Here is a 25,761-nt window from a genome sequence, read left to right as displayed (position 1 = left end):
TGACCCGATGCCCGCGTGTTCTCCCGGGGATCGCGCGAGTGTTCGGAAGAATCGGCGTCGTTGTCGATCTTGTTACCGGAAGGTACCCGAAAGCACGAGCATCGATTCGATGGCGGGAGGATGCGTGAACTGGGAAGCATGGCAACGCAGCTGGGATCGCCAGCAGGAGCTGTATATGCCCGATCGCGAGGAGCGATTCCGGGTGATGCTCGAGGTGGTCGAAGCGACAGCCGGAAAGGCACCACGAGTGCTGGATTTGGCGTGTGGGACCGCCAGCATCAGCCGTCGGCTCTTCGCCCAGCTACCGGAGGCGAGTTCGGTTGCGGCGGATAGGGATCCCACCCTGCTCGCGATGGCGAGGGGATCCTTCGACGGGGATGCCCGCATCTCGTTCGTCGTCGCCGACCTGGAGGAACCGGGGTGGACGCGGGCACTGCCGGCCCAGCCGTTCGACGCCGTGCTGACCGCGACATCCACACACTGGATGCAACCCGAGACGTTGGCCCGGCTGTACGCGGACCTGCGGCCGCTCGTGCGCCCGGGTGGGATATTCGTCAACGCCGATCACATGCCCGATCCCCAGACCCCGTTGCTCAACGCCCTCGACGAGATCATTCAAACCGTCCACCAGGAGCGTGCCCGCGCCAAGGGAGCACGCGACTGGGACCAGTGGTGGACCGACGTCGCCGCCGACCCGGTGCTCGCCGACGAATTCGCCGCCAGCCGTGCGATCTTCGAAGGACGGGTCAAGGGAGTGCCGCATCCCCTCGCCTGGCATCGTGCCCGACTGCGCGAGGCCGGATTCGCCGAAACCGGGGTGGCATGGCGATCCATCACCGACGCCGTGGTCGTCGCGATCCGCTGACCACGACGAATGGTTGTCGAATTGTAGATTTCGGCGGCAGGTGGTTACTTACATTGTGGGGAGCTGCTCGCCTTGTACGACTTCGATGTCGAGGTCGAGTTTGACGGTCGTGCCGACGGCGGCCACTCCCGCGCGCACGACGGCGTTGTAGTCGATCGCGAAATCATTGCGGTGCAATAGTGTTTCGGCGTGGAACGCGGCACGCACGCCACCCCACGGATCGGCTCCGAACCCACCGTAGGTCACGTCGAGATCGACCGGGCGACGCTGCCCGTGCAGGGTCAGCTCGCCCGGCATCACCCAGGTGTCACCACCGGTGCGACGAAACCCGCTGCCGGTGAAAGTGATCAGCGGATAGGTGTCGACATCCAAGAAATCCGGGGAACGCAGGTGATTGTCACGCATCGAAGTACCGGTATCGATGCTCGCGGCCTTGATCTCCGCGTGCCCGGTGGACCGCTCGAATGGCTCGGCGATATCGAATCGCCCACTGACCTCCGTGAATCGGGCCTTGATGCTCGCGATACCCAGATGACGCGCGGTTGCGATCACCGTCGAATGCACCGGATCGATCGTCCAGGGTCCCGGCGGCGGAGCCGCCATCGCACCCGCGACCGGCACCAACACCACCTCGCCGAGCACACCCGTCCCCGTCGGAGAGATCTGCACGGTCCGCGCGACCGGTTCGAACCCGACAGCGGTGAGCACCGCGGTATGAACACCCGCGGGCAACAGCTCGGTGCCCACGGCCCCGGTCTCGTCGGCGACGGCGCGGGTGATCTGGCGCCCCCGCATATCCGTCACCGTCAAGATCGCATCCGGTACCGGCCATCCTTGTGCGGTGCACACACGACCGGTCAACCCACTCATCAGTGATCCTCGGGCTCGTAGCCGAGCCGCACATCGTAGGCGACCTCGCCACCGGAAACGGTGACCTGCCCGGTCACCGGCGGATAGCCACGCGCAACGACCGTGTACTGGCCTTCGAGCAGATCGGTCACAACATAATGTCCGTTCTCGTCGGTGCGTGCCGTCGCGGTCACCTCCCCCGCCGCGTCGAGCACACTGACCAGCACATCGGGCACCCGGCCGCCGTCGGCCCACGCGGATCCGGAAAGCACCGCCATCGCGGCCAGCTCGATGTCATGGCGCAACACACCGCTGTCCGGCACCGTCAATGTGGCGGCGCTGGGACGCATATGCTCGGCGACCGCGACCAAGGTATAGGCACCGGATGCCACACCGTGACACACGTAGCTGCCGTCGCCGCCCGTGACAGCCGCTCCGACCACCTCACCACGTAAATCGGTCAAGGTGACGGTCGCACCCGCCAACGGCACACCGTGGCCGGCGGAACGGACCACACCCGACAACTCACCGGAACCCAGCAAGGTCACATCCAGGTGCTGGTGCCGCTGACCGACCGACACATTGACCGCAGCCGGCTGGTGCCCCATCGCCGACACGATCAGCACATGGCCACCCGTCTCCGGTGCGGTGATCGCGTACCCGCCATCAGCGGCACTGCTCGCCCGCGCGACCTGACGGCCACCGTGATCGATCAACGTCAGCACCGCACCCGGCACCGGACGACCGTCCTCACGATGGACACGACCCCCCAACGCCCCACCGGCCAAGTCCGACCCGGACACGGTCGATAGACCGGTCTGTGACGACGAAACGACCCGGTACACACGCCCGTTCTGTTCTACCGGCCCATGCCCGGTGACCGACGCGGCCGGCACCGGTTCGAGCTCGGACAACACCGGCTCGGCGCCCTCCCAGGGTTGGGTTTCGTCCCAGCTCGACTCCGCGAATGCGGCAAGTTCGGCATCCAGTGCCGCCATATCGTCCGCGACGGTTGGATCGTCTTGCGACGCAGACTTTTTCGTTGTCGGGTCGAGGGTCGGATCGATGTCGACCGTGCGGCGCAGGGGACGGTTCGGAAGCAGGATGGTCGCGATGAGGGCGACGGCCGTCGCAGCCGCGGCGATGAGGAAGATCCGGCCGGTGGCATCACCGTAGGCGGCGCGCACGATCGTGGCTATGGGTGCCGGCAATGCGTCGAGATTCAGGCTGCCGCCGCCGGAGGATCCAGTCTGCACACCGAGCCTGGCGAAACCCTGCGCCGAGAGCTCGCTCACTCGGGTGGCCAGTACCGAACCCAGGACCGAGACGCCGATCGCGCCGCCGAAGGTGCGGAAGAAGGCGACGCTGCTCGATGCCGCGCCGATATTGTGCACGCTCACGGTGTTCTGCACGGCCAGCACCAGGTTCTGCATCATCATGCCGACGCCGAGCCCGACAACGGCGATGTAGCTCCCGACCAGCCACAGGTTGGTCGCGTGGTCGATCGTGGACAGCAACGCGAACCCGACCACCAGCAGCGCACCGCCGCTGACGACGAAGCTCTTCCACTTACCGAACCGGGTGATCAGTTGGCCGGACCCGACCGAGGCGGTCAGCATGCCCGCCACCAACGGGATGGTCAGCACACCCGCGACGGTCGGAGAGTATCCGCGCGCGGTCTGGAAGTACTGACCGAGGAAGGTGGTCGCACCGAACATACCGATACCGACCGCGATCGAGGCGATGATCGCCAAACCCGTGGTGCGCTCGGTGACGATGGGCAGCGGGATGATCGGCGACTTGGCGCGGGACTCGACCCACACCGTCGCGATCAGCAACAGCACACCCACACCGACATACAGCGCCGACTCGGCAGAGATCCAGGCGTAGTAGTTCGCCTTCCCGGCGAAGGACACCCAGATCAGCAGCACCGAAACACCGGCGGTCAGCAGGCCCGCACCGAGCCAGTCGATCGACACCTGCTCCTTGCGCTCGGTGGGCAGCCGCAGCGTCCGCTGCAACAGCACCAGCGCGATCACCGCGATGGGCACGCACACGAAAAAGCACCAACGCCAGCCCAGCGGACTGTCGACGATGACGCCACCGAGGATCGGTCCACCCGACATCGATACCGCCATCACCGCACCCATATAGCCCGAGTACCGACCGCGTTCGCGAGGCGCGACGATCGAACCGATGATCGCCACGACCAGGGCGGTCAACCCGCCCATGCCGATGCCCTGGATGACACGCGCGACCAACAGCACCGCCACGTTGTGGGCGAGTCCGGCGACGATCGAGCCGGCGACGAAGATGACGATCGCCGATTGGACCAGCAGCTTCTTATTGAACAGATCGGCGAACTTGCCCCAGATCGGGGTGGACGCGGCATTCGCCAGCAACGCCGTGGTGATGACCCAGGCGTAGGCGGTCTGTGATCCCTGCAGATCACCGATGATCGTCGGTAGCGCCGTCGACACGATCGTGGTACTGAGCAACGCCGTGAACAACGCCGCCAGCAAGCCGGTCAGGGCTTCCAGAATTTGACGATGGGTCATCGCGTCCGGATCGCGGCGCGTCTGCGCATCGACTGAATTAGACATCCACTTCCTGACTCTCTGTCGAAACCGGCTCGTGCTCACCCACCACTGTGTGATGCGCGACCGCGGCCAGTGAATTCCTGAGTTTTTGAACAACCATGGCAGCCTGCTCGGCTTCGTCCTCGCTCCAATCGGCGAGAGCTGCCTGCAATCCCCGTGCCCGCGACACTCGGACCCGCAGCAGCAGATCGCGTCCCTGGTCGGTGATCTGGATGAGAGTGGCCCGGCCGTCGCTGGGATCGGCATGGCGGGCAATATCGCCGGAGCTCACCAGCTCGGCGACGTGCCTGCTCAGCGTCGATGGGGTGATGCACAAGTCCACGGCCAGATCCACCTGCCGGCACGCCCCCTTGGCCTCGAGGGAGCCCAGCACGCCGACACCCCCTGGCAGCAGGTGCCCTTCTTCCGGTTGTGAAAGGGCAGCGCGGATCGCCCGGCCCATGAAATAGAGCTCCTTTATCAGGCCCTGAGCCGTATCGGGTGACACTGCCATGCCCACTCCCAGCACGAGGTTAGTTGCTTGTACTACGCAACTATACATAGTTTACTTGCGCTAAGCAATTAGCTGTGCGCGGCGCGTCGGCTGACGGGGGCAACCCACCCGGACTGACCGCACGAAGGAAGACACCACAACCGCCCTCTCATCCCACGAGAAGGCGTTCGCGATCATCGACTTGCACCGCGAATACCATCCAGCGGCCATATGCCTTGTGGGCGAAGGCATTTGACGCCTTGCGTCAGGGGATCGCGACCCCGCCCCGCACCAGATGCCGCAGTCGACAACGCAGCAGAAAACCCCGCCCACGGCGGCGATACCCACGGAAACACTGATCTTGAATTGTCGGAAGCCAGGGTGCCGAATGGCCGCGAAGCAGCTTCCTAGCGGGCAACGAGCGACGGCCGACCACCGCAGATCTGCACACGCAGGCCGGCGGATCGGGCGAGAACGAGACCGACCAGTGCCGCCGCCACCGCGGAGACCGCCCCACAGGCGAAAAATCCGAACCGGGGGCCGTACCGTTCGGTGAGCCAGCCCACGATCGGGCCGCCGATCGGGGTACCTCCGGTGAACACCATCATGTACAGCGACATCACCCGCCCCCGCATGGACGGGTCGGTCTCGAGCTGCACCATCGAGTTGCCGGAAGTGTTGAAGGTGAGGCCGAGTAGACCGACCACCGTAAGCATGGCCGTGAAAAGCCAGTAGTCCGGGGCGAAGGCGGTGACCGCCTCCAGCACTCCGAAGCCGATCGCGGTGGCGACCAGCATCCGCATCCGCACCCGTCCGCGCCGGCTCGCCAGGAGCGCGCCGACGAGCGATCCCGCGGCCAGTGCGGTGTTGAGCAGGCCGTATTTTCCGGCGTCGACATCGAAGACGTGGTAGGCGTAACCCGACAGCACGGTGGGAAAGTTGTAGCCGAAGGTCCCGATGAAGCCCACCATCACGATCGGCCAGAGCAATTGCGGATGCGCGCGCACGTAGCGAAGGCCTTCGCGGAGCTGGCCTTTCCGTCTGGGCAAGCGCGGCACCGGCGTCAGCTCTGCTCGTCGCATCGCCAGTAGGCCGCCGATAACGGCCGCGAAGGAGCAAGCGTTGATCACGAAGGCCCAGCCGGATCCGACCGCGGCGATCAGGACTCCCGCCACCGCCGGTCCGACCAGCCGAGCGGCCTGGAAGTTGGCGGAGTTCAGGCTGACGGCGTTGCGCAGCCGCTGGCGGCCGACGATTTCCGGGACGAACGACTGCCGCGTCGGGTTGTCGACCACGGTCACCATGCCCAGAAGCAGCGCCAGCAGGTATACGTGCCAGACCTCGACCCTGTCGGTCAGCGTCAGGACGGCGAGTATCGCGGCGAGCAGCCCCATGGTGGCTTGAGTGATGACCAGCAGGCCCCGCTTGGGGAAGCGGTCGGCGATGACGCCGCCGTAGAGACCGAACAGCAGCATCGGCAGAAACTGCATGGCAGTGGTGATGCCGACGGCGAATGAGCTGCCGGTGAGACCGAGTACCAGCCAGTCCTGGGCGATCCGCTGCATCCAGGTGCCGGTATTCGAAACCACTTGGCCGGCAAAGTAATAGCGGTAATTGGGGACGGTGAGGGAAGCGAACATTCCGCCCGTGCGATATGGCTGCTCCGATGCCGGGTCCGGCAGATCGGACCGAACTGAATCGGTGACGGTGGTGTTCTCGTAGTCGTCGGAGGGGGTCGCGGTCAAGACTGCCTTCCTGCTGGTCAGCTCCTTGTTCGGTGGAGAAGCAACGTTCGGTTGCTACGGATGGGCCCGGGAGCGGATGCGGCGCGGCGCCCGTGTAAACGACAGCGCGCCCCAAGCCTGGCGAGGGTTCCGGCTACCGCACCACACTGCTTAGCCTATCTAATTAATTATAGGCGCTGGGCTCCGGTGATCTTGCCGACTGGTTGATCAGAGATCCACTGGGCATGCGGGAACGTCTCCGAGATGGGGCGGGTGCTATCGAGTCACAGAGTCAGCTCATGCCGGCGCCGTTGGATGACAAAGGCGTACATGAAGTCGATCATGTTCGAACTCGACGCGAAATCCGCCTCGAAGCTGTCGTTGTCACACCCCGCGCACCCGCGGCACTCAGCGCGCAGTCCGACTATCAACCTACCTCGAGGCGATGTCGCCGACCGATAGCCCGCGCTCCCCCAAGGGAACTCACTTCAGCTGATCCGACCTACAGTGCCTGCCCGCCCGTCGGTGGGTGCCCGCGGTCTAGCAGGATGTCCACGAGTACATCGAGTACAAGGAGAAATCGAAATGGAACGCATCGGCGTGATCGGCGGCGGCACCATGGGTGCCGGTATCGCCGAGGTAGCCGCCCGCACGGGCGGGTCGGTCCTGGTTCTCGAACGCGACACCGAGGCGGCCGAGGCCGCCGTCGGGCGTATCGAGAAGTCCCTTGCCCGCGCGGTGAAGTCCGGGCGGCTCGAACATGCCGCCGCCGACGCCGCCCGCGCCCACATCACGCTCACCACGTCGATCGACGATTTCGCCGACCGCGAGCTGGTCATCGAGGCCGCACCGGAGATCGAATCGCTCAAGGCCGATTTCTTCACCAAGCTCGATGCCATCGTCTCCCCCGAGACCATCCTTGCCACCAATACCTCATCGATCCCGGTCATCCGACTGGCCAACGCCACCGCCGACCCGGGCCGGGTGGTGGGTGTGCACTTCTTCAACCCCGTCCCGGTACTGCCGCTGGTCGAGATCGTCGTGACGCTCAAAACCGAGCGTGCGGTCGTCGACAAGGTAAGCGCCTACGCCCGCGACGTGCTGGGCAAGCGCACCATCGAATCCAAGGACCAGGCCGGCTTCATCGTCAACGCCCTGCTGATCCCCTACCTGTGCAACGCGATCCGCATGTTCGAAACCGGCTTCGCCAGCGCCGAGGACATCGACGAAGGCATGGTCAGCGGCTGTGCCCACCCGATGGGTCCGCTGCGCCTGACCGACACCGTCGGCCTGGATGTCACCCTCGCCGTCGCCGAGTCCCTCTACGCCGAGTTCGGCGAACCCCAGTACGCACCACCGGTGCTGCTGCGCCGCATGGTCGACGCCGGATACCTGGGCCGCAAGACCGGCCGCGGCTTCTACACCTACTGATCCGTCATGGAACCGGCCGCCCACGCCGAGTCCGGGCGGCCACCACCGACGCAATCCGCTGCTCGATGGCGAGAAGTCAACGGCGGTCAACGATTTCGATACCCCACGAAAGACCGACGGTCAGGCTTCGCGGTGCTGGTGTTTGTAGGGGTTGTAGACGGTGTTGTCTCGCCAGCAGCGCCGGAGCACTAAGGCGACCACTCATACGACCGATCGAACCGGTTGCCCAACACCGTGTAAGCCGCCGACCACCCACTGCTGGCCGCGATCTCACACAGCGGGCCGGTCGCGACGAACAAGAATTTCAGATCGGGCAACCGACTCGTGTCACCTCGCCGAATCCGCTCGGAATGGTCGGTGAGATCGCCCACGAGCTCCGCCGCGTCCGCATACCGAGATTGCCAGCTCGTATCCTGCGGCCCGGCCTGCACGATCGCCATCACCTGATCGAGGATGTCGAGTATCTCCGTCGCCGCGGACCTCACTCCGCCAGCATGGCACGTCGGAATCGGGAACCCCCAACTGCGGCAGATTACGCTGTGGCCCAGATCCATTCGAAATCCCCTCGCTCATCACACCCTCTACCAAATCTGGATCCCGCACCTCGATCGGCTGATTCACCATCAGCCCGCCACGGGCTTGCTCGAGCCGGATGCATAGCAATGTGCACGTCCGGTTGCCGACAGACAGGAGTCCAGGCATGACGAGATAGGACATGGTGATGCGACCCAGACATTGCGGCATCCCCTCCCCACCGGGTCAGTACCGGCGCCCGTTGCCGAGGTCAGCAGCGGTGATGCTCGACGGCAGCCGGGATCCGCTGCGGCTCAGAACCTCCGCTCCGCGGCCCGTGATCGACGAGGCTCGGGAACATGGGGTCGGCGAGGACTACACCTATGGCCGACCCGCGCGCCGCGCGGCCGGTGTGCCCGGTGTCATCCTGCCGAGCCTGCGGCGCACGCCACCTCGCGTCAGCGTGATCATCGATACCTCCGGTTCGGTCAGCGACGCCGAACTCGGCAGCGCCCTACTCGAAGTGACCGCCATCTGCCGCGCGGCGGGCGGGCGCCGCGACCTGGTGACCGTGTTCTCCTGCGACGCGGCCGCCCGGGTCGCGCACCCGCTGTGCGCGGCCGAGGGCATACCGCTGGTAGGTGGCGGCGGAACCGACCTACGCACAGGCTTCGCCAAAGCCCTTCGCGCCCAACCCCGCCCGGACGTCATCGTGGTCCTCACCGACGGTCAGACGCCCTGGCCCGAGACCAAGCCGTGTTGCCGCACCGTCGTGGGCCTGTTCCGCCGGGCCCCTGTATGGAGCGAACGCGATCCCGATTACGTTCCGGACACACCACCCGCGTGGGCACGAGTCGTCGAAATCGGCTAGCTGATCACGCGGCGCAGAGGTTCGGCTGCCGAGCGCACAGGTCATCGGAAGTTGGTCGGACACAACCAGATGTGTGCCCGGCCGCGACTGTGATTTATCCCGGATATCCGGTTCAATGACACGTGCTGTGTCGAGACCGCTTAACGTCGCGACGGCACAACAGTTTGGATCGGAAGGTGGCAGCGGGCGTGACAGGTACCCAGGCGAAAATCGATGAACTGGTCAAGATCCTGACGATCGCCGCGGAACCGGCAGGTGAGGCCGGTGTCGCCAAGCGCGAGAAGAAGGGTGTGCCAAGCGTTCGCGAGCGTATGGACATGCTGCTCGACCGCGGGACGTTCATCGAGACCGGTGCATTGGCGCGTCAGCCCGGTCAACCGGATGCTCTTTACGGTGACGGGCTGGTCACCGGTCGCGGGCTGATCGGGGGCCGTCCGGTGGTGGTGATCGCCCACGATCAGACCGTGTACGGCGGGTCGGTCGGTATCACCTCCGCCCGCAAGTTCATGCGGGCGCTGCAACTCGCGTTCGACAACGCGTGCCCGGTGGTCACGATCAATGATTCCGGCGGTGCGCGTATCCAGGACGCGGTGGGTTCGATCGCTTCGTTCGGTGATATTTCCCGGGTGCTGGAGAAACTGTCCGGGTATGTGCCACAGGTGTCGATCATCCTCGGCAAGTGCGCCGCCGGTTCGGTGTACGGGCCGATCAACACCGACGTGCTCGTCGGCACCCGGGATTCCTACATGTTCGTCACCGGGCCGGAAGTGATCAAAGCCGTCAACGGTGAGGACATCACCGCCGAGGAACTCGGTGGCGCCGAGGTACAGGCCGAACGCGGCACCCTGCATCACGTGGCAGACACCGAGCAGCAAGCCTACGAGTGGGCGCGCAACTACCTGAGCTACATGCCGACGAGTTGTCTCGAGCAGCCGCCGATCGTGAACCCCGGCATGGAGCCGGAGATCACTGCTGCCGATCGGGAACTCGACACGATCATCCCGGATTCCGATCGCACCGGTTACGACATGCACGAGATTCTGCTACGGATCTTCGACGACGGGGAATTCCACGAGGTCCGTGCCGCGTTCGCCCCGAATCTGATCACCGGGTTCGCCCGTGTCGACGGATATCCGGTCGGCGTGATCGCCAACCAGCCGTTGGTGCTGGGTGGTTCCATCGACGCCGCCTGCTCGGACAAGTCGACCTACTTCATCCGGCTCTGCGACGCGTTCAATATCCCGCTGGTATTCGTCGCCGACACCCCGGGCGTGCTGCCGGGCCTCGAGCAGGAAGCCAATGGCGTGATCATCCGCGGCGGCCGGGTCCCGCGCGCGATCATCGAGGCGACGGTGCCGATCATCAACCTGGTCGTGCGCAAGTCATACGGTGGCGCGTACGGCATGATGGCAGCCCGGCAGGTGGGGGCGGATATCAGTTTGGCCTGGCCGACGGCTCGGATCGCGGTGATCGGTGCCGAAAGCGCGGTCGACCTCATCGGCAAGCGCCAATTGGCGGCGGTGCCGGAGGAGCATCGCGCAGCGGCGCGCGAGTTCATGATCAACCAGTACAACGAGACGATCGCCACCCCGTGGATCGCAGCCGAACGGGGCTACATCGACGCGGTCATCGAACCGGCGCACACCCGTCTGGAGATCCGGCGCGCACTGCACCTGTTGCGCGACAAGCAGCCGGTCAAACCGGAGTTCAACCCGCGCAAACACCCGGTGTACCCGATGTGATCTTTTCCGGTCGCCGAAGCCGTTGGCCGCCAATCGATCTCGCGAATATCCGCGCGCTCGTCCTGCTCACCGGCGAGGCGCAATTTCGCCAATGTCAGGCTGATTCGGTGTGCTTACCATCACAGTCTGTTGCGCTGCGCTCCACGGACGGGCGTTCGACAGAGGTGTACGGGCAACTTACAGTGGTGCGGTGATGTCGACAGCGCAGGTGGTGGGTGCGAGCGGGGCGATACTGTTGGGCGCGATCGCACCTGGTCCGGATTTCGTCATCATGGCGCGCAATTCGATCATCTCAGGACGGCGTGCAGGCCTTGCAACAGGGGCGGGGGCCGCACTGGGAATCTTCGTATGGGCGGTTCTGACCGGGCTCGGGGTCGCTGGGTTGCTCGCTGCTTCAGCGACGGCGTTCACCGTGGTGAAGCTCATCGGCGCAGCGTATCTGGTTTTCCTTGGGCTGCGAGCGTTGCTGGCTGCGCGCCGAGGCGGCTATGCGGTGGACCTCGAGTCGGATACGCCGCGGATATCAACCTATATGGCGTTCCGACAAGGGCTTCTGAACAACCTGCTCAACCCGAAGGCCGCAGTGTTTTATGTGGCACTGTTACCCCAATTCCTTCCGGCCGTGGTAAGCGTGACGGACAGCATTGAGATCGGTGTGACAGCGGCTACGGTGACCGGAGCCTGGTACACAGCCCTTGCACTGGGTATTGGGACACTGCGCCGAGCGTTGACCCGCAACGTGGTGCGGCGGGCGATCGACGCGACGGTCGGCACCGTCATGATCGGGTTGGGAATGCGGATCGCTCTACAGACGAACTGATCCGGGCGGCGTATGCGTTTTGGCAGGCGTATCCGGCCAAGCGGCACAAGGCAATCACCGTTACGATCTGCTCATCTGGGGATGAACCGAGAAGCGAGGTCGGCGAAGTAGCCGCACAAGCCGTCTCCCCATCACGGCCAGTCCGTGACTGCCGTCGTATCGGCACCAGCCCAGAACGTGGACCAGGTCGGGAACGCTTGTGGCAGTGCGGGTTGCGCCGCGCGTTCCCACGAGTTGAAGCCCACCGCCGGTGGCCGCTCCAGCACATCGGCCGCATACCAGTGCAGCTCCTTGCGCCGAGCGAAGAACCACTCGCCGTCCACTTTGGTATACCGGTCGTCGTAGCAGATACCCATGACAACGAAGCGGTCCCCGACCTCGTGTTCAGCCCGGCAGTAGGTCTTCCCGGTCGCCGACGCCTCGTCGACCAGCTCGATACGGTGACCACAGATCTGGTGCAGCGAACGGTAGAACCAGCGTAGGTGCGGTTCGATGTAGCTGCGCAGCGCCTCGCGGCCGCGCCCGTGCCGTCCACAGTCGACATCTGGGGCGAACAGCTCGACCCAGGCGTCGAGGTCTCGGCCATCGACGGCGAGCGCATAGCGGATCGGCAGCTGCCCGATCGCGAGCCGATCCTCCACTGCGGTGAGCCTGCGCTCGAGATCCATGGTCGTTCCTCCTTCAGCCGAGCAGTACACGTCCGCCGTTGAGCATGACGGTCGCTCCGGTCAGGTAGCCCAGGTCATCGCTCGCCAGCGCTGCGATTGCGCGTCCGATGTCCGCCTCGGGATCGCCCATGCGGAGCAGCGGGATCGCGGCCAGGTTGGCGTCGAACCGGTCCGGGTAGGCGTCGCGGTACGCCTCGGCGGCAGGGGTCATCGCGGTGGGGACGACCACGTTCACCCGAATGCCATATGGCCCCCATTCCCTGGCCGCGACCCGGGACAGTCCGCGGATGGCCTCTTTCGCCATCGCGTAGGACCCGAATGTCGTGTCGCCCTGCAACGCAGTGCTCGACCCGAAGTTGATTATTACGCCGCCGCGAACCTTGAGGTGTGGCAGCGCGGCTTGCATCCCGTACAAGGTGCCGAGGGCTCCGGTCCGCCATGCGAGGTCGACGTCCTCATCCGTCGTGTCCTCGAGCTTGCGCTGAACCGAGGACTGGGCGTTGTTGACCAGAACGTCGAGCGCGCCGAAGTGATCCACCGTCGCTGCGACGGCACGCACGACATCGTCCCGGTCGGACACGTCGCCGGCCAGCGGAAGCGCGGACGCGCCGAGCGCCTCCAGCTCCCGGGCAACCGCATCGACTTTGGCGAACGTGCGTCCGACGAGCGCGATCGCCGCGCCCTGCGCAGCCATCGCCCGGGCTATCCCTCGTCCGACGCCCTGCCCCGCACCGGTGACGAGGGCCACCTTGCCTGCCAACCGTCCATCGCTCACTGGCCGTCTCCACCGCTTACTGTCTGCGCCGGCACACCGCATCCGCCCGCGAACAACTCGACTCTGAGATTCTCCAGCGTGGTCTGCATAATGCGGCAGTTTAGCAATATTAATTAGTTGATTCTTGTATTTTGCTGAGTACGTGCGGACCTGAACGTCCGGCGTCCTGGGGACTTGCAGCATCAATGCAATGACATGTCTCATTGTCGAAGGGAAAAAGCATGACAGCGCAGTTGACCGGCAGGGTGGCCGTCGTCACCGGCGGCGGGTCGGGTATCGGGCGCGCGACGGCGTTGCGGTTGGCAGTGGACGGCTCGTTCGTTGTCGTCAACGACCTCGACACCGAACGGGCACAGGAGACCACCGAGCTGATCACGCGCGATGGCGGGAAGGCGGAGACGTGCGCAGGCGACGTCACCGACTCGACACTCGTGGACACGCTCGTCGACCAGACCATGGCCCAGCATGGGCGCCTCGACGTCTTCCACAGCAACGCCGGAACCGGCTTGGCGCACGGCGAACTGACGTCGATCACAAACCAGGGCTGGCGCGCTGAAGTCGAGCTCAACCTCAACTCCATGTTCTACTGCGTGCGCGCGGCACTGCGCGTCATGTCCGCTGCCGGTGGCGGCTCGATCATCTGCACTTCGTCCGCCGCGGCACTGGGCGCGGTCCCCGGAACCGGACCCTACGGGGCGGCCAAGGCCGCGATCCTGCAACTTGTTCGCTCCGCGGCCGTCGAGTACGGCGGCACCGGCGTACGCGTCAACGCGGTGATCCCGGGCGCGGTGAAGACCCCGGCTTTCCAGCACTACATCGGCAGCGACGAACGGCTCGCGGCCTACGAGCGGCAGATCCCACTGGGCCGCGCCTGCGTACCCGAAGATATCGCCGCCGCCGTCGCCTGGCTGGCCTCCGACGAGTCGGCGTGTGTCACCGGCACCACGCTGGTCGTCGACGGCGGCCTCACCGCCAAGCGGGCCGAACCTGTGATCGAGTGACGGGGTCCCACTTGGCTCCGGCGCACCCCTCAGCGGCGGGACGGAGCGTCGACACATAACGGTGACATCGCCCACGTCGTGCTCCCTCGCGGCACCGGGCGGCGCAAGACATATGGTTGACATATTAAACTGAATGAACTGATAATGCGGTGCAGAGCCGCAACCTGTCTGTGCCGAGCTGTGGCTCGCCCGGGGCCGCAACCACCGACAACGCGAGGGAGAGGGAGCTGAGATGCATGTAGGCAACAAGACAGTCGACCCGGTAAAACGGGCAAGGATGGTAGCGCGTGCCTGATCCTGCCGACGAACGTCTCAACGTCCTCGAGCAGGCGGTGCCGGCGGTTGCCGCGACGAAGTGGCTGTCTCGGTCGATCCCCGAGCTGCAGGCACCCTTGCGGTTCACGCCGCTCGGTGGTGGTCACTCCAACATTACGGTCCTCGTGACAGACGCTGTCCAGCGCCGCGTGGTGCTGCGCCGGCCCCCGCTGGGGTCGTTGCCGCGCGGCTCGCACGATGTGCTGCGCGAGGCACGGACAATGGCGGCGGTCAGTGCGGAGGGCATCCCGGCTCCAGGGATCCTCGCCACGTGCGACGACCCTGATGTCATCGGTGCGGTGTTCGTGGTCACCGCGTTCGTGGATGGTGTCGTCGTGGAGAACCCCGCTGACGTTGAGAGACACCTGCCGGAAACCGCACAACGCCGCCGTGCCGCCAACGACCTCGTCGAGCGGCTCGCCGCGCTGCACACCCTCGATCCGCAGGCTGCCGGGCTGGGAGACCTTGTCCGCACCGGTGCCTTCGTCGATCGGCAGCTCCGCCGGTTCGCCGCGATCTGGTCGTCTGACCGCACCCGCGAGCTCCCGTTGATCGACGAGCTACACACTCGGCTGGCGGCGACTCGGCCTCAGGAGCGTTACCGAGCGCTCGTTCACTCCGACTATCGCCTTGCCAACACGATGGTGCAGCCGTCTGGCGAAGTCTCCGCCGTGCTGGATTGGGAACTGGCTGCGGTCGGAGACCCGTTGGCAGATCTGGCTTTCTTCCTCAACAACTGGGAAGAGCCTGACGGAGCGGCCGCCCGGGTGTGGATGGAAACCCCACCCACGTGCGCCGGCGGATTTCCCGACCGCGGGCAGATGATCGAACGGTACGCGCAACTCACCGGCTTCGACATCGATGATCTCGACTACTATCGCGCGTTCTCTTGGTGGCGGATGGCAGTGATCGCCGAAGGCATCAAGAACCGCTACGAGACCGGCGCCATGGCCAAGAGCGTCGATATGGTCCACGTGGCGCGGCGCGTGGAATGGCTCGCGGAACTTGCCGACCACCATCTCCGGGCGTACGGCGCCTGACCGAAGACTCTCGCGACGAGTATGTCGCCACAGCCCCAAACCTAACCCAACAGCGTGGAGGCGCAATGTCGGATCGAAAACTCACTCCTGTCGATGACTATCTCCATCAGGTCGGAACTCAGCAGAACTGGAACGAGAGCCGTTACATCGATTTCCACGACCCTGCGACCGGTACCGGTGGCTGGTTCCGGATCGGCATGCGGCCCAATGAAGGGCACGCGGAGATGTCCGTGAGCATCAATCTCCCCGACGGGCGCCACGCGTTCTTCTTCGAACGCGCGCCAATCGACGGCAACCGACTCGTCGCAGGTGGCCAGGAGTGGACCATCGGGGACCCGTATCGATCGTGCACGGTGTCGTATTCCGGTCCCGTGCTGATTCTCGAGGACGCGTGGGTACTCACCGACCCGAAGAAGGCATTCATGACATCGCCTCGCGAGCACGCGGAAATCAGCCTCCGCGTGCGCACCGAGGGCCTCGAGGCTGTCATGGGCAGCGACCAGGACCACATCGACAAGATCTTCCTTCCTGGCCAGGCCGATTGGCACTACCAGCACCTGTGCTGGGTCAAGGGAACCGTGACCGTGGGCGACCAGACGTTCGAGGTCGACGGGCGCGGCGGCAAGGACCACTCGTGGGGCCCACGCAACTGGCTTGCCAAGATCTACCTGCGCTGGCTGATCGGTACGACGGACGACGACGAGCTGGGTTTCATGCTCGTTCGCGGCGTCGGTCCGACCAAGAAAACCCGCAGCGGCCACGTATGGGAGAAGGGGCAGTTCTTTGTCGTTGACGACTTCGACATGAAGAACACCTACTCGGACACGGCCCCCTACGAGCTCTTGCGTTGCGACCTCGCCATCCGCTCGGGCGACCGAGAATGGACGGTGACCGGTACCCCGGAGGCGTGGGAGCCATTGCGGCACCGCGCCAAGGACGAGAACGGTGACCCCACCATCCTGCGCATCGTCAAGTCACCCACCCGCTGGACGTTCGGCGACGGCCGGCTGGGGGCGGGGATGTGTGAGATCCACGACCGCGTGAACTCGAACGGTGTGCCCGCAGGGATCGAGGACTAGCGTCCGGTCGCGGCGGTCGAGGGGCTCATTCCCCGTCCGCCGCGACCGATTCGCCCGCGACCGCCGGCCGAGGTAACCATCGTCGACGACGCAAACGTCGAGTCGCCGATGCGGGCGGACTCGGCGTACTCCTTTTGCATCGAATAGACCTTCGGCAGACCTTGCCGACCCCCTTCGCAATGCACACGCCTCTGTCGGGTAGCGGCGGCGCATTGCTGCTGAAGGCAACTCCGGCGTCGTCGATCGGGTGGCAGTCATCGTGCTGGCTCTGCCGGCCTCGACGTCACCGCGGATCCTGTTGGCTCGCTTGCGTTTCCAGCCACTGATAGTGCTGTTCGAAGTGGGTCTCGGGCCGTTTGATCATGATCGCGTCGGCTTCGGCCAGGATCGCGCCGGAGCTTTCCAACTCCAACGTGGCCCGCACGAACATTTTGCGGTTCTGCCTACCTTCGATCCATGCTCGGCCGAGCAGCGGCCATCCCACCGGGACCGGCCGGACGAATTTGACCGTGAGCGTCCCCGTGACGCCGAACTCGCGGTTCAGCACCAGCGTGTGTCCCACCAGTTCGTCCATGACACCGGCGGTCCAGCCGCCGTGAGCCACCTGTGGTCCCCCCTCGTGGTCAGAAGAACACACCACCTGGCTGATCACGACGCCGGATTCGTCGAGCCTCTCGCTCTCGACGCCGAAGCGGCACCGATTCAGCCGACGGCAGCCATGACACAAATGCATGCCGCCGGGAGATTCCGGCGAATAGAACGGCGAAGACGGATCGTCCTGATCAAACCTACCGGCGGTCTCGGTGGCATCGACACCTGCTGTGCCCCTAGATGTTTCGACCTCGGTCACGAGGTCCTCCCTTCGACGGCGATACGCTCGACGGCCGCCACCTGCGGCCATCGAGCACAAACGAGATGCGATCCGGATACGAGGCGCGCAGCGCTCGTGCCGCCCTCCGTCAGGCGGCTGCGGCCGGGAAGAGCTCCTCGAAGGTTCCGCGCAGCACACGATCGCGGATCTTGTCCTCGACACTGTCGAAGATCGAGTGCAGCGTCTGCTGGGTGTGCCCGTAGGTGCCTTCCAGGTGCGGGTAGTCATCACCCCACATCACGTTGTTGTAGTTGGTGTCCTCGATGACCTGCACCGCGCTGACGTCGTGCTGGAACGATGCGTACACCTGCTGGCGGATGATCTCACTGGGCAGTCGAGACAGCCGCGGGCGCACGAACATGCCGTGCTGACGGTAGGCCTCGTCCATCCGGTCGCCGATCGCGGGCACCCATCCGGCGCCACCCTCGGCGATGAGGACCTTGAGGTCCGGGTGCCGGTCCAGCGCACCACCGGCCACGAGGTGCGTGACCACCCGCATGCCCGGGTAGGTGGTTTCCATATAGTTCACCACCGCACCACCGGGGCCGCGGTAGACCACATTCTGCGCACCTGTTCCGATGTGGTAGGCGAGCGGAAGGCCGAGTCGCTCGGCGGCGGTCCACAGCGGCTCCCACAGATCCAGGCCCCAGACCCGGTCGTCCTCGATGCCACACGGGAAATACAGCGCCTGGAAACCCATCTCCGCTGCACGCTCCGCCTCGGCCACGGCATTGTCGATATCCATGAGCGGAACAATGGCGGGTGCGAAGATCCGGTCCTGCTCGGACATCACCTCCTCCATGGCCCAGTCGTTCCATGCTCGAGCGACGGCATTCTCCAGCTCGGCATCACGGATGTTGCAGATCCAGAAGCCCATCGACGGGAAGGCGAGCTGGTTACGCACGCCTTCCTGGTCCAGGTCGCGCAGCCGGATCTGAAGATCCTTGAACCCCGGCGGGCGCATGGCGTCCATGAAGTCGTTGAGCTGGCGGTCGATCTGCATACCGTCGATGTAGAGGATCTCGTACTTCTCACCGCGCTCCGAGCGGGGCGCCCGGTCCGCGAGCCGCTTGGGCAAGCGCGAGGTCCACAGGTCCTCCGGCTCCATCAGATGAGAATCGCCGGAGTGCGCCCAGATCTTGTCTTCGCCAGCTTGTTCCTGAACGGCGGGCATCGCCTGTGTCATGTGCCTCTCCTCGTTCGAGTGACTTCCGGGACGAACCGTCCGGCGGCCCGTTCCGCATATGCTTTACACCGTAACGAAAATGGGGCATCTTGTACAGCGCGAGGTCGAGCTCCATGGTGCGAACGACCTCGATGCCGCGTCCGCCGCGGCGGCGATTGCGCACGTCGGCTGCTCGAACGCGATGCGGCAGACCACATTGCGCCGCACATCTGTGGCGAAGGGCATCGGCGCGACGACAATGCAGGCCATCGCGATGCGCGCTCGCCACAGCGATCTGTTGCTCAGCGATCCGGCGCTCGCTCACGAGCGGCTGTCGGAGCGACTCGGAATCTTATCGCCATGACCGATACCGGCCCGCCGCCGGCAATCCGATCGGTCCGCGCGGCCGACTACACTGTGCTGGTGGAATCGAGCGACCGTGTGGCGGCCGTCGATCGGGCGCCCACGGCGTCGCGGCGGCCAAGGGGCCGGCCTCCGTCGCTGACCGAGGATCAGATCGTGGACGCCGCGCTGCAGATCATTCGCGCCCACGGCCTCGACGCGCTGTCGATGCGGCGGCTGTCCCAGCAGCTCGGTCGTTCGCAGATGGCTGCCTACTCCTACGTCACGGACAAACAGGAACTGCTCGATCTTGTTGCGCGCCGCACTCTCGCCGATGTGGACATCCCGGCCACCGGTGCTGGTGCCTGGGATGCCCAGCTTCGCCAGCTCATCGATTCCATCGATGAGCAACTGCGGCAGCATCCCGGAATCGCCGGGTTACTGCTGCAGCGAATGCTGCACACCGACCGACGCTTGGTCGATGCCCTCATGCAGATCATGGTCGATGCCGGACTACGCGAGAAGCAGGTGCTGCTGGCGTACTCGACGATCCACACATACCTGTTCGGTCGATATCAGGTCGCTCTTGCCGATGTACGACGTGACGACACCGACTTACCACCCACCCTCGCCCACGTGCTCCCCCACCTCGACGAGTTGCGCGGCGCCGACTATTACAACTTCGGCATCGACCTGCTCATCGACGGTCTGCGAGCCCGGGTGACGGCGAACTACCGCGAGACGAACACCGAAGGCATTTGACACGGATCGTCACCCGGGGCGGCAGGCCGAGTCGATCCGGCGCCCACCCTCGAGTATCCCCATGCCTCGTCCCAGAACATGAACCCGCGCGCTTGCCAGCCAGATCGATCCCACCAACCACGTCTGGGTGAGCTACAGCAACGACGATCGGGCCTTCGCGGCAGGGCCGGCGTCGCCGAATTACACGGTCGACGCCGGCCGGATCCGGATCGATCAGGTGGGCAGTCCGGGAATCAGCGGTCGATCTGTTGGCGAACATCATCGGGAATCGAGCCCGAGGTGATGTCGTCGCTCTGTCCGAGGTCGGTCGGAAAGATGATGGAGGTGCGGGCGAACTGTCCGCCGTCCGCGGACGAAATGGTCTGCCCGGACATGTAACCCGACTCGTCCGAGGCCAGGAACAACGCAAGATTGGCGTTGTCCCGCAACACCGGCGGACGATCCAGGCGCAGTGGCATGGCCCGGTTGTCCGGATCCCACGGCGACATCTCCTCATAGGATTTGCCCAGCACTTCGGCATTCGACGGAAGGGCGAAGTTCACCGACATACCGTGCGTCGGGCACAGCGCGTTCGCGCGGATCCCGAACTTGCCGAACTCGAGCGCGGCCGCGCGTACCAGACCGTTCACCGCTGCCTTCGAGGCGGTGTACATCGGAAAGCCTGGGTAAGCGGTGAACGAGGCGGCCGAGGAGGTGGCCAGCAGAGCCCCGCCGGACTTGTTGGCGATCATCCACTGGGCGGCGGCTTTCCAGGCCAGGTAGATGCCGGTGGTATTCACCGCGAAGATGTTGTTCCAGTCCTCCAGCGACGAATCCGCCAGCGGCTGCATGCCGAAGCCCGGCTCGGGGATACCGGCATTCGCCCACATGACATCGATCCGGCCGTACGCCGCCACCGCGGCCTCGACCAGTTGATTCATATCAGCTTCGACGCGGACGTCGGCGGCCACCGCGGTTGCGGTCCCGCCTTGCGCCTGGATCTCGCCGGCGACCTTCTCCGCCCGACCCGGCACCACATCACTGACGACCACTCGAGCGCCTTCGGCCGCGAATATCAGCGCACCCTCCCGGCCGAGACCGGAACCCGATCCGGTGATCGCAACTACTTTGTCCCGCATACGCATTCGGTTAACTCCTTGAATCGTGCGGGATCAGTGCGCAGGGCTCGCGACGGACTTGATGCGCAGGTACTCCCGGAACCCTGCAACACCATGCTCGACGCCATCACCGCTGATGCCGTAGCCACCGAAAGGCGCGTCGGGCGAAAGGTAGAAGGAGTTGTTGATGTTGACCGTTCCGGCCTCGAGCTTATGCGCGACCTTCCAGGCGCGCTCCTCGTCGGAGGATTGCACGTAGGCCGACAGTCCGTACCGCGAGTTGTTGGCGATCCGCACGGCCTCGTTGTCGTCACCTTCGTAACGAATTACCGACAGCACCGGACCGAATACCTCGGTCTGGGCGATCTCCGAGTTCTCGTCCACGTCGACCAGCAGGGTGGGCTCGTACCAGAAACCACGCTCGAAGCGGTCACCCCGCTTACCACCGGCCAGCAGCCGCGCACCGTCTGCGACGGCCCGATCGACCAAACCCTCGATCCGCTCGACCTGCTCCGCACGGATGATCGGACCGACCGTGTTCGCCGGATCGGTGGGGTCGCCCCAGGCAAGGTTGGCGATCATCGGCTGCAACCGGGCAAGGACATCGTCGTAGATATCCGCGTGCACCACCATTCGCGTGGCCAGCGCACATCCCTGGCCGCTATTGGACATACACATCATCATGCCCAGGCCACAGGCCATGTCCAGATTCGCATCCGGCAGAACCACATTCGCCGATTTGCCGCCGAGTTCGAGCACACTGTGCCGGATGCCGTTCGCGGCGCGCTCGGCGATCCGCTGGCCCACGCCGGGCGACCCGGTGAAGTGGTACAGGTCGATCCGCTGGTCCGCGGTCATGGCATCGCCGACGATCGCCTTGTCCGCGGAACTGATCGCGTGATAGGCGCCCTTCGGGATATCCGTGGACTCACTCACGATCTGGGCGAGCAGCGCCGCGGTCAACGGCGTGTCCGGCGCGCTCTTCAAGATCACGGCGTTGCCGGTGGCCAATGCGTGGTGCACCTTCCAGATCGCGGTCATGAAGGGTGCGTTCCACGGCGTGATCGCGCCGACAACGCCGTAGGGCTCATAGCAGATCCTGCGCAGGCTGCGGTTGCCGAGGATCTCGAAGGCCGGGAGGTCCTCTTCCCACTGGAACGACGTGATCAGATCGTTGAAGAAGTCCATCCCCTCGACCATCACGTCGACCTGAGTTGCCATGTTCGACACGACGATGCCGCCCTCGGCGGTGAGCAGCGCCTTGATCTCATCCGACCGTGCTCGCAAGCCATCTTGCAGCTGGACCAGGCATTTGCGCCGGAACTCGTGATCGCTCCCCCAGTCGGAGCTGTCCGCGAAGCGCCGAGCCGCGGTGATCGCATCGTCGACGTCCTCGACACCGGCGTCCGCCGCTTGGGCGACCACTGACTCGTCCGCCGGGTTGATCACGTCGTACCGACGTCCGGATCGCGCTTCGCGGAATTCTCCGTCGATGAAAAGCCGACCTTCGAGCGTGGGCATCTTCCGATCTCCTCACATTGTTTTTGATGAATCGAGCAGTCGCGTAAACGGATTCGGTGCGCCCGCAAGGCGCGAGGCAGCGTGGAGGCCATTTAGCCAGGGATCGTCGGACACCGGCAAGTGTGACGCGAATCTCATGAATCATCTAACTGTAAACGTCGCCTACTTGTCAAGGGAGTTCGACTCCCCATCCATAGTTGTGCAACCATTGAGCAATGGGGACAGTCAGCGTCGGACGCAAGCGGCGATCATCCGCAGAGGTCAAGCGGCTCATCGCCGACGCCGCTTCCGCGGAGTTCGCCGAGAACGGCTTCGAGCGAACGACCATCCGGTCGGTGGCACGCCGCGCGAGAGTGACCGAGTCGACGGTGTTCCGCCACTTCGCCTCGAAACCGGAATTGTTCCGCTCGACCGCCGCGGCACCTCTGGTCGAGTTCATGAACAACTTCGCCGACACCCTGGGTGACGACCCACAAACTCCCTGGGATGTCACCGTCCGGTTCGCCGGAGGTTTGTTCGAACTGTGCTCCAGCAATCGCCACATCCTGGTCTCGCTCGCCGCGGGCGTCAGCGGACATGCGATCACAGCCGAAGACTCGCCGCTCGCACCCTGCCTTCACGCCCTGATCGATGGCGTCCACCGCTATAACATGGCGGCGAACGGGAGGCAGGCGTCGAACGACATCCGGACGTCGGTCCGGCTCACAGTGGCGCTCATCCTAGGCGTCGCACTCGCAGGCGACGCACTTTTCCCGTCGGATGCCGAGGAGGCCGAAATCCCTGTGGCACTGGCGCAATACATCCTCTCCGGGTCCGGCTACACCACCGGGCGACAGAGAGCACAGCCGGTCGAATGAAGCAAGACGGCGGTAGGCCGCCAAGTCGCCTCCACGAAAAACCGTTCCGCGCCCACTGGCTCACACTTCAGGAATACAGTAGAATTATATGTCCAATTGATGAGCAGAGGTGCAGAGTTGCAGCCGTCCGTCACCACTTGCGAAGTGCACGAGTTCGACAGGGCCGAATACCGGCCTTCGGTGCGGGACTCCGAGTCGCGGAGGATCCTCACCGCAGCATGGCGTGTGCTCGAGCGGTCACGGTACCGGTCGCTCAAGGTTCGGCAGGTTCTGGCGGCATCCAGCACCTCGGCGGGCCACTTCTATCGCCGGTTCCCCAGTAAAGCCCACCTGCTGTTCGCTCTGCTCGAGGACGAGGTACGACACGTCGACCGACAACTCCAGGACCGGGTAGACCCGACAGCACCGGTATCCGAACAACTGCACACATGGCTGTACTACAACATCGACACCCTGTACGACCAGGCTCGCGCACAACGCACGCGACTCTTCCTTGACCAGGACGTGTTGGACGTGCTCCCCGAACAGGTCACCGTGCTGTACGACATCTTCAACAGCCAGCTGTCCGCGATCATCGAACGCGGAGTGCGCAACGGTGAACTGCGGCCGGGCGCCTCCGAAACCGATGCGCAGCTCGTCGGATACCTTGTGCGCGGCCTGCTGACCAGTGGTGTCAACGAGAGACTTCCTCCCGACAAAGACGCCCTCCTCACCGATGTCCACGCCTTCGTGCTGCGCGCACTCGGCCACCGATAGACCGGTTCATCGAAAGCCATTGCAGGATACCCTTTTTCGAGCCACCCTGACGATCTCAGATGAGGAGAAGCCGTGCCCCCCACCACGTTGGGTGACATCTCTAGAGAACACCGGCGGAGCTATCCCGGCAGCACGGCTGTCGTGGACGATCGGTACCGACTGACCTGGCCCGAATTCGACGACCGGATCAACCGAACCGCCCATGCGTTGCAAGCCGCTGGGGTGGGCGAGCGCGATCGGGTTCTCTGGCTTGGGCAGACCTCGTTCCGGGTCTTCGAACTCCTCGGAGCGTGCGCCAAACTGGGTGCGATGGTGTGCCCGGCGAACTGGCGGCAGTCCGGCGAGGAATTCGCGTTCGTCATCGACGATTTCGACCCGAAGGTCGTGGTGTGGCAGGACGAGGAGATCGGCGACGCCGTCCGTGCGGCCCGGAAACTGACCACGCGCACCTCCATATGGTGGCAGCACGACGCCACCGGCGAAGACAGCTACGAGAGCATCATCGCCGCGCACGGCACCGATGACCCTTGGGGCCCGGTCGACGTCGACCTCCCCGTTCTGGTGATCTACACCGCCGCGATCGGCGGCAGGCCCAACGGATCACTACTGACGCAGCGGAATCTGCTGGCAATGGGAATCGAGGGGTCGTACCTGACCCGCTCCACCAAGGATTCGGTCTTCCTCAATTCCGGCCCGCTGTTCCACATCGGCAATTTCCAGTGGGACGCGCTTCCGGTCTACCTGCAGGGCGGCACGAATGTCTTCGTGCGTCGCGTGGAAGCCGAGGCGCTGCTCGAGGTGATCACCCGCGAGGGTGTCACATCGGCATTCCTCATGCCGCCCACCATCATGCAGATGACTGAGCTGCACGACCCGAACAGGCACAGCATCTCCCAGCTCCGCGGTGGCCCTTACACCCCGCTGTGGAACGGTCTGCTCGCCCCGGATACCGCGCCGTGGGGCGCTACACCGGGCGGCTTCGGTCAGACCGAGGTCAGCGGCCTGGCGATCGTTAACGGTCACGGTGGGCATGGCCAGGGCAACGCTGGCCGCCCAGCGCCATACGCCCGCGTGCGGATCGTGGACGCCGACGGTAACGAGCAACCGATCGGCAAGGCGGGTGAGATCGTGGTCGCCGGCGACGTGGTCCACGCCGGATATTGGAACCGGCCCGAGATCAACGCGCAGCGCATGCGCAATGGCTGGTGGCACACCACCGACCTGGGCCGTCGCGAGGAGGATGGCAGCATCCATTTCATCGGGACGATGACGCGGATGATCAAGTCCGCCGCGGAGAACATCTATCCGGCCGAGGTGGAGAACTGCCTCGAGCAACACCCCGCGGTCCGGGAGGCCGCGCTGATCGGCGTGCCGGATCCGCAGTTCACCCAGTCGGTGAAGGCCGTGGTCGTGCTCGCCGAGGGCGCCGAGGCCACCGCGGAGATCCTGATCCAGCACTGCCGCGAGCGCATCGCCTCCTACAAGAAGCCGCGCACCGTCGAATTCGTCAGCGCGATACCGCGGCGCGACGGTGCCAAGGATTACCAGGCGCTCGACGAAATGTTCGGTGGCGGAGGCTATCCCGGCGGGGACAACGTCCGCGCCTGACCCTCTCCGGCGCCGAC

The 25,761-nt window shown here is 65.0% G+C and carries 22 protein-coding genes and 1 pseudogene; 13 read left to right on the top strand and 10 right to left on the bottom strand.

The annotated features are described in order from the left end of the window. Positions 1-109: 109 nt before the first annotated feature. Positions 110-865, top strand: a complete 756-nt coding sequence (locus ACQPXH_RS12570) for a class I SAM-dependent methyltransferase (protein WP_433602509.1) — start codon at positions 110-112, stop codon at positions 863-865. A 48-nt stretch (positions 866-913) separates the two neighbouring features. Here the strand turns inward: ACQPXH_RS12570 and ACQPXH_RS12565 are convergent, their stop codons facing one another. The 4 genes from ACQPXH_RS12565 to ACQPXH_RS12550 form a co-directional block, all read right to left on the bottom strand. Beyond that, the gene (locus ACQPXH_RS12565) at positions 914-1,735 is read right to left on the bottom strand and encodes a YceI family protein (RefSeq protein ID WP_433602508.1); all 822 of its coding nucleotides are present in this window, start codon (positions 1,733-1,735) and stop codon (positions 914-916) included. Further along, positions 1,735-4,317, bottom strand: a complete 2,583-nt coding sequence (locus ACQPXH_RS12560) for an MFS transporter (protein WP_433602507.1) — start codon at positions 4,315-4,317, stop codon at positions 1,735-1,737. Before ACQPXH_RS12560 ends, ACQPXH_RS12565 begins: the two co-directional genes overlap by 1 nt. Beyond that, positions 4,310-4,807: a MarR family winged helix-turn-helix transcriptional regulator gene (locus ACQPXH_RS12555; RefSeq protein ID WP_433602506.1), complete on the bottom strand. Its 498-nt coding sequence runs from the start codon at positions 4,805-4,807 to the stop codon at positions 4,310-4,312. The genes ACQPXH_RS12560 and ACQPXH_RS12555 overlap by 8 nt, the downstream gene beginning before the upstream one ends. A gap of 386 nt (positions 4,808-5,193) precedes the next feature. Beyond that, the gene (locus ACQPXH_RS12550) at positions 5,194-6,531 is read right to left on the bottom strand and encodes an MFS transporter (protein ID WP_433602505.1); all 1,338 of its coding nucleotides are present in this window, start codon (positions 6,529-6,531) and stop codon (positions 5,194-5,196) included. A gap of 564 nt (positions 6,532-7,095) precedes the next feature. Between ACQPXH_RS12550 and ACQPXH_RS12545 the strand changes: the two genes are divergently transcribed. The 4 genes and pseudogenes from ACQPXH_RS12545 to ACQPXH_RS12530 all read left to right on the top strand — a co-directional run bounded on the left by ACQPXH_RS12545 (position 7,096) and on the right by ACQPXH_RS12530 (position 11,887). Next, positions 7,096-7,941: a 3-hydroxybutyryl-CoA dehydrogenase gene (locus ACQPXH_RS12545; protein ID WP_433602504.1), complete on the top strand. Its 846-nt coding sequence runs from the start codon at positions 7,096-7,098 to the stop codon at positions 7,939-7,941. Positions 7,942-8,815: 874 nt separating this feature from the next. After that, a pseudogene (locus tag ACQPXH_RS12540) lies at positions 8,816-9,325 on the top strand (VWA-like domain-containing protein); the annotation flags it as partial. A 188-nt stretch (positions 9,326-9,513) separates the two neighbouring features. Then, complete coding sequence (locus ACQPXH_RS12535) at positions 9,514-11,067, top strand: acyl-CoA carboxylase subunit beta (protein ID WP_433602503.1); 1,554 nt, start codon at positions 9,514-9,516, stop codon at positions 11,065-11,067. A gap of 193 nt (positions 11,068-11,260) precedes the next feature. Next, positions 11,261-11,887, top strand: coding sequence for a LysE family translocator (locus ACQPXH_RS12530; RefSeq protein WP_433602502.1), 627 nt, complete (start codon positions 11,261-11,263; stop codon positions 11,885-11,887). Positions 11,888-12,018: 131 nt separating this feature from the next. Here ACQPXH_RS12530 and ACQPXH_RS12525 read toward each other — a convergent pair whose 3' ends face one another. Together ACQPXH_RS12525 and ACQPXH_RS12520 are read right to left on the bottom strand one after the other, a co-directional pair. Further along, positions 12,019-12,555 (bottom strand): nuclear transport factor 2 family protein, encoded by a 537-nt coding sequence (locus ACQPXH_RS12525; RefSeq protein WP_433602501.1) that lies wholly within the window; start codon positions 12,553-12,555, stop codon positions 12,019-12,021. Positions 12,556-12,568: 13 nt separating this feature from the next. Then, a complete protein-coding gene (locus ACQPXH_RS12520; RefSeq protein WP_433602500.1) occupies positions 12,569-13,330 on the bottom strand; it encodes an SDR family NAD(P)-dependent oxidoreductase in 762 nt (253 codons plus the stop codon). A gap of 221 nt (positions 13,331-13,551) precedes the next feature. Here ACQPXH_RS12520 and ACQPXH_RS12515 point away from each other — a divergent pair, with 221 nt between their 5' ends. The 3 genes from ACQPXH_RS12515 to ACQPXH_RS12505 all read left to right on the top strand — a co-directional run bounded on the left by ACQPXH_RS12515 (position 13,552) and on the right by ACQPXH_RS12505 (position 16,765). Continuing rightward, positions 13,552-14,331, top strand: coding sequence for an SDR family NAD(P)-dependent oxidoreductase (locus ACQPXH_RS12515; RefSeq protein ID WP_433602499.1), 780 nt, complete (start codon positions 13,552-13,554; stop codon positions 14,329-14,331). A gap of 287 nt (positions 14,332-14,618) precedes the next feature. Continuing rightward, a complete protein-coding gene (locus tag ACQPXH_RS12510; RefSeq protein WP_433602498.1) occupies positions 14,619-15,686 on the top strand; it encodes a phosphotransferase family protein in 1,068 nt (355 codons plus the stop codon). A gap of 65 nt (positions 15,687-15,751) precedes the next feature. Further along, entirely contained in the window at positions 15,752-16,765 is a 1,014-nt protein-coding gene (locus ACQPXH_RS12505; RefSeq protein ID WP_433602497.1) for a DUF7065 domain-containing protein, read from the top strand. 283 nt (positions 16,766-17,048) lie between these two features. Here the strand turns inward: ACQPXH_RS12505 and ACQPXH_RS12500 are convergent, their stop codons facing one another. Further along, positions 17,049-17,615: a PaaI family thioesterase gene (locus ACQPXH_RS12500; RefSeq protein ID WP_433602495.1), complete on the bottom strand. Its 567-nt coding sequence runs from the start codon at positions 17,613-17,615 to the stop codon at positions 17,049-17,051. 109 nt (positions 17,616-17,724) lie between these two features. Next, complete coding sequence (locus ACQPXH_RS12495; protein ID WP_433602494.1) at positions 17,725-18,822, bottom strand: amidohydrolase family protein; 1,098 nt, start codon at positions 18,820-18,822, stop codon at positions 17,725-17,727. Positions 18,823-18,901: 79 nt separating this feature from the next. Here ACQPXH_RS12495 and ACQPXH_RS12490 point away from each other — a divergent pair, with 79 nt between their 5' ends. Then, on the top strand, positions 18,902-19,165 hold the full coding sequence (locus tag ACQPXH_RS12490; protein WP_433602493.1) for a hypothetical protein: 264 nt from the start codon (positions 18,902-18,904) through the stop codon (positions 19,163-19,165). A 155-nt stretch (positions 19,166-19,320) separates the two neighbouring features. Continuing rightward, positions 19,321-19,905 carry a TetR/AcrR family transcriptional regulator C-terminal domain-containing protein gene (locus ACQPXH_RS12485; protein ID WP_433602492.1) on the top strand — a complete coding sequence of 195 codons (585 nt, stop codon included), beginning with the start codon at positions 19,321-19,323 and terminating at the stop codon, positions 19,903-19,905. A 233-nt stretch (positions 19,906-20,138) separates the two neighbouring features. On the opposite strand, the gene ACQPXH_RS12480 is transcribed toward ACQPXH_RS12485, so the two are convergent. Together ACQPXH_RS12480 and ACQPXH_RS12475 are read right to left on the bottom strand one after the other, a co-directional pair. After that, positions 20,139-21,029: an SDR family NAD(P)-dependent oxidoreductase gene (locus ACQPXH_RS12480; RefSeq protein ID WP_433602491.1), complete on the bottom strand. Its 891-nt coding sequence runs from the start codon at positions 21,027-21,029 to the stop codon at positions 20,139-20,141. Between the two features lie 27 nt (positions 21,030-21,056). Continuing rightward, positions 21,057-22,523 (bottom strand): aldehyde dehydrogenase family protein, encoded by a 1,467-nt coding sequence (locus ACQPXH_RS12475; RefSeq protein WP_433602490.1) that lies wholly within the window; start codon positions 22,521-22,523, stop codon positions 21,057-21,059. Positions 22,524-22,738: 215 nt separating this feature from the next. Here ACQPXH_RS12475 and ACQPXH_RS12470 point away from each other — a divergent pair, with 215 nt between their 5' ends. The 3 genes from ACQPXH_RS12470 to ACQPXH_RS12460 all read left to right on the top strand — a co-directional run bounded on the left by ACQPXH_RS12470 (position 22,739) and on the right by ACQPXH_RS12460 (position 25,744). Continuing rightward, the gene (locus ACQPXH_RS12470) at positions 22,739-23,380 is read left to right on the top strand and encodes a TetR/AcrR family transcriptional regulator (RefSeq protein WP_433602489.1); all 642 of its coding nucleotides are present in this window, start codon (positions 22,739-22,741) and stop codon (positions 23,378-23,380) included. A 99-nt stretch (positions 23,381-23,479) separates the two neighbouring features. After that, positions 23,480-24,136: a TetR/AcrR family transcriptional regulator gene (locus ACQPXH_RS12465; RefSeq protein WP_433602488.1), complete on the top strand. Its 657-nt coding sequence runs from the start codon at positions 23,480-23,482 to the stop codon at positions 24,134-24,136. Positions 24,137-24,208: 72 nt separating this feature from the next. Further along, complete coding sequence (locus tag ACQPXH_RS12460) at positions 24,209-25,744, top strand: AMP-binding protein (RefSeq protein WP_433602487.1); 1,536 nt, start codon at positions 24,209-24,211, stop codon at positions 25,742-25,744. Positions 25,745-25,761 lie beyond the last annotated feature (17 nt).

Source organism: Nocardia sp. CA-135953 (assembly GCF_050955735.1).
Lineage (GTDB): Bacteria > Actinomycetota > Actinomycetes > Mycobacteriales > Mycobacteriaceae > Nocardia.
Note: the sequence above shows the minus strand (reverse complement) of the source record. Positions and strands in the feature narration are given on the sequence as shown.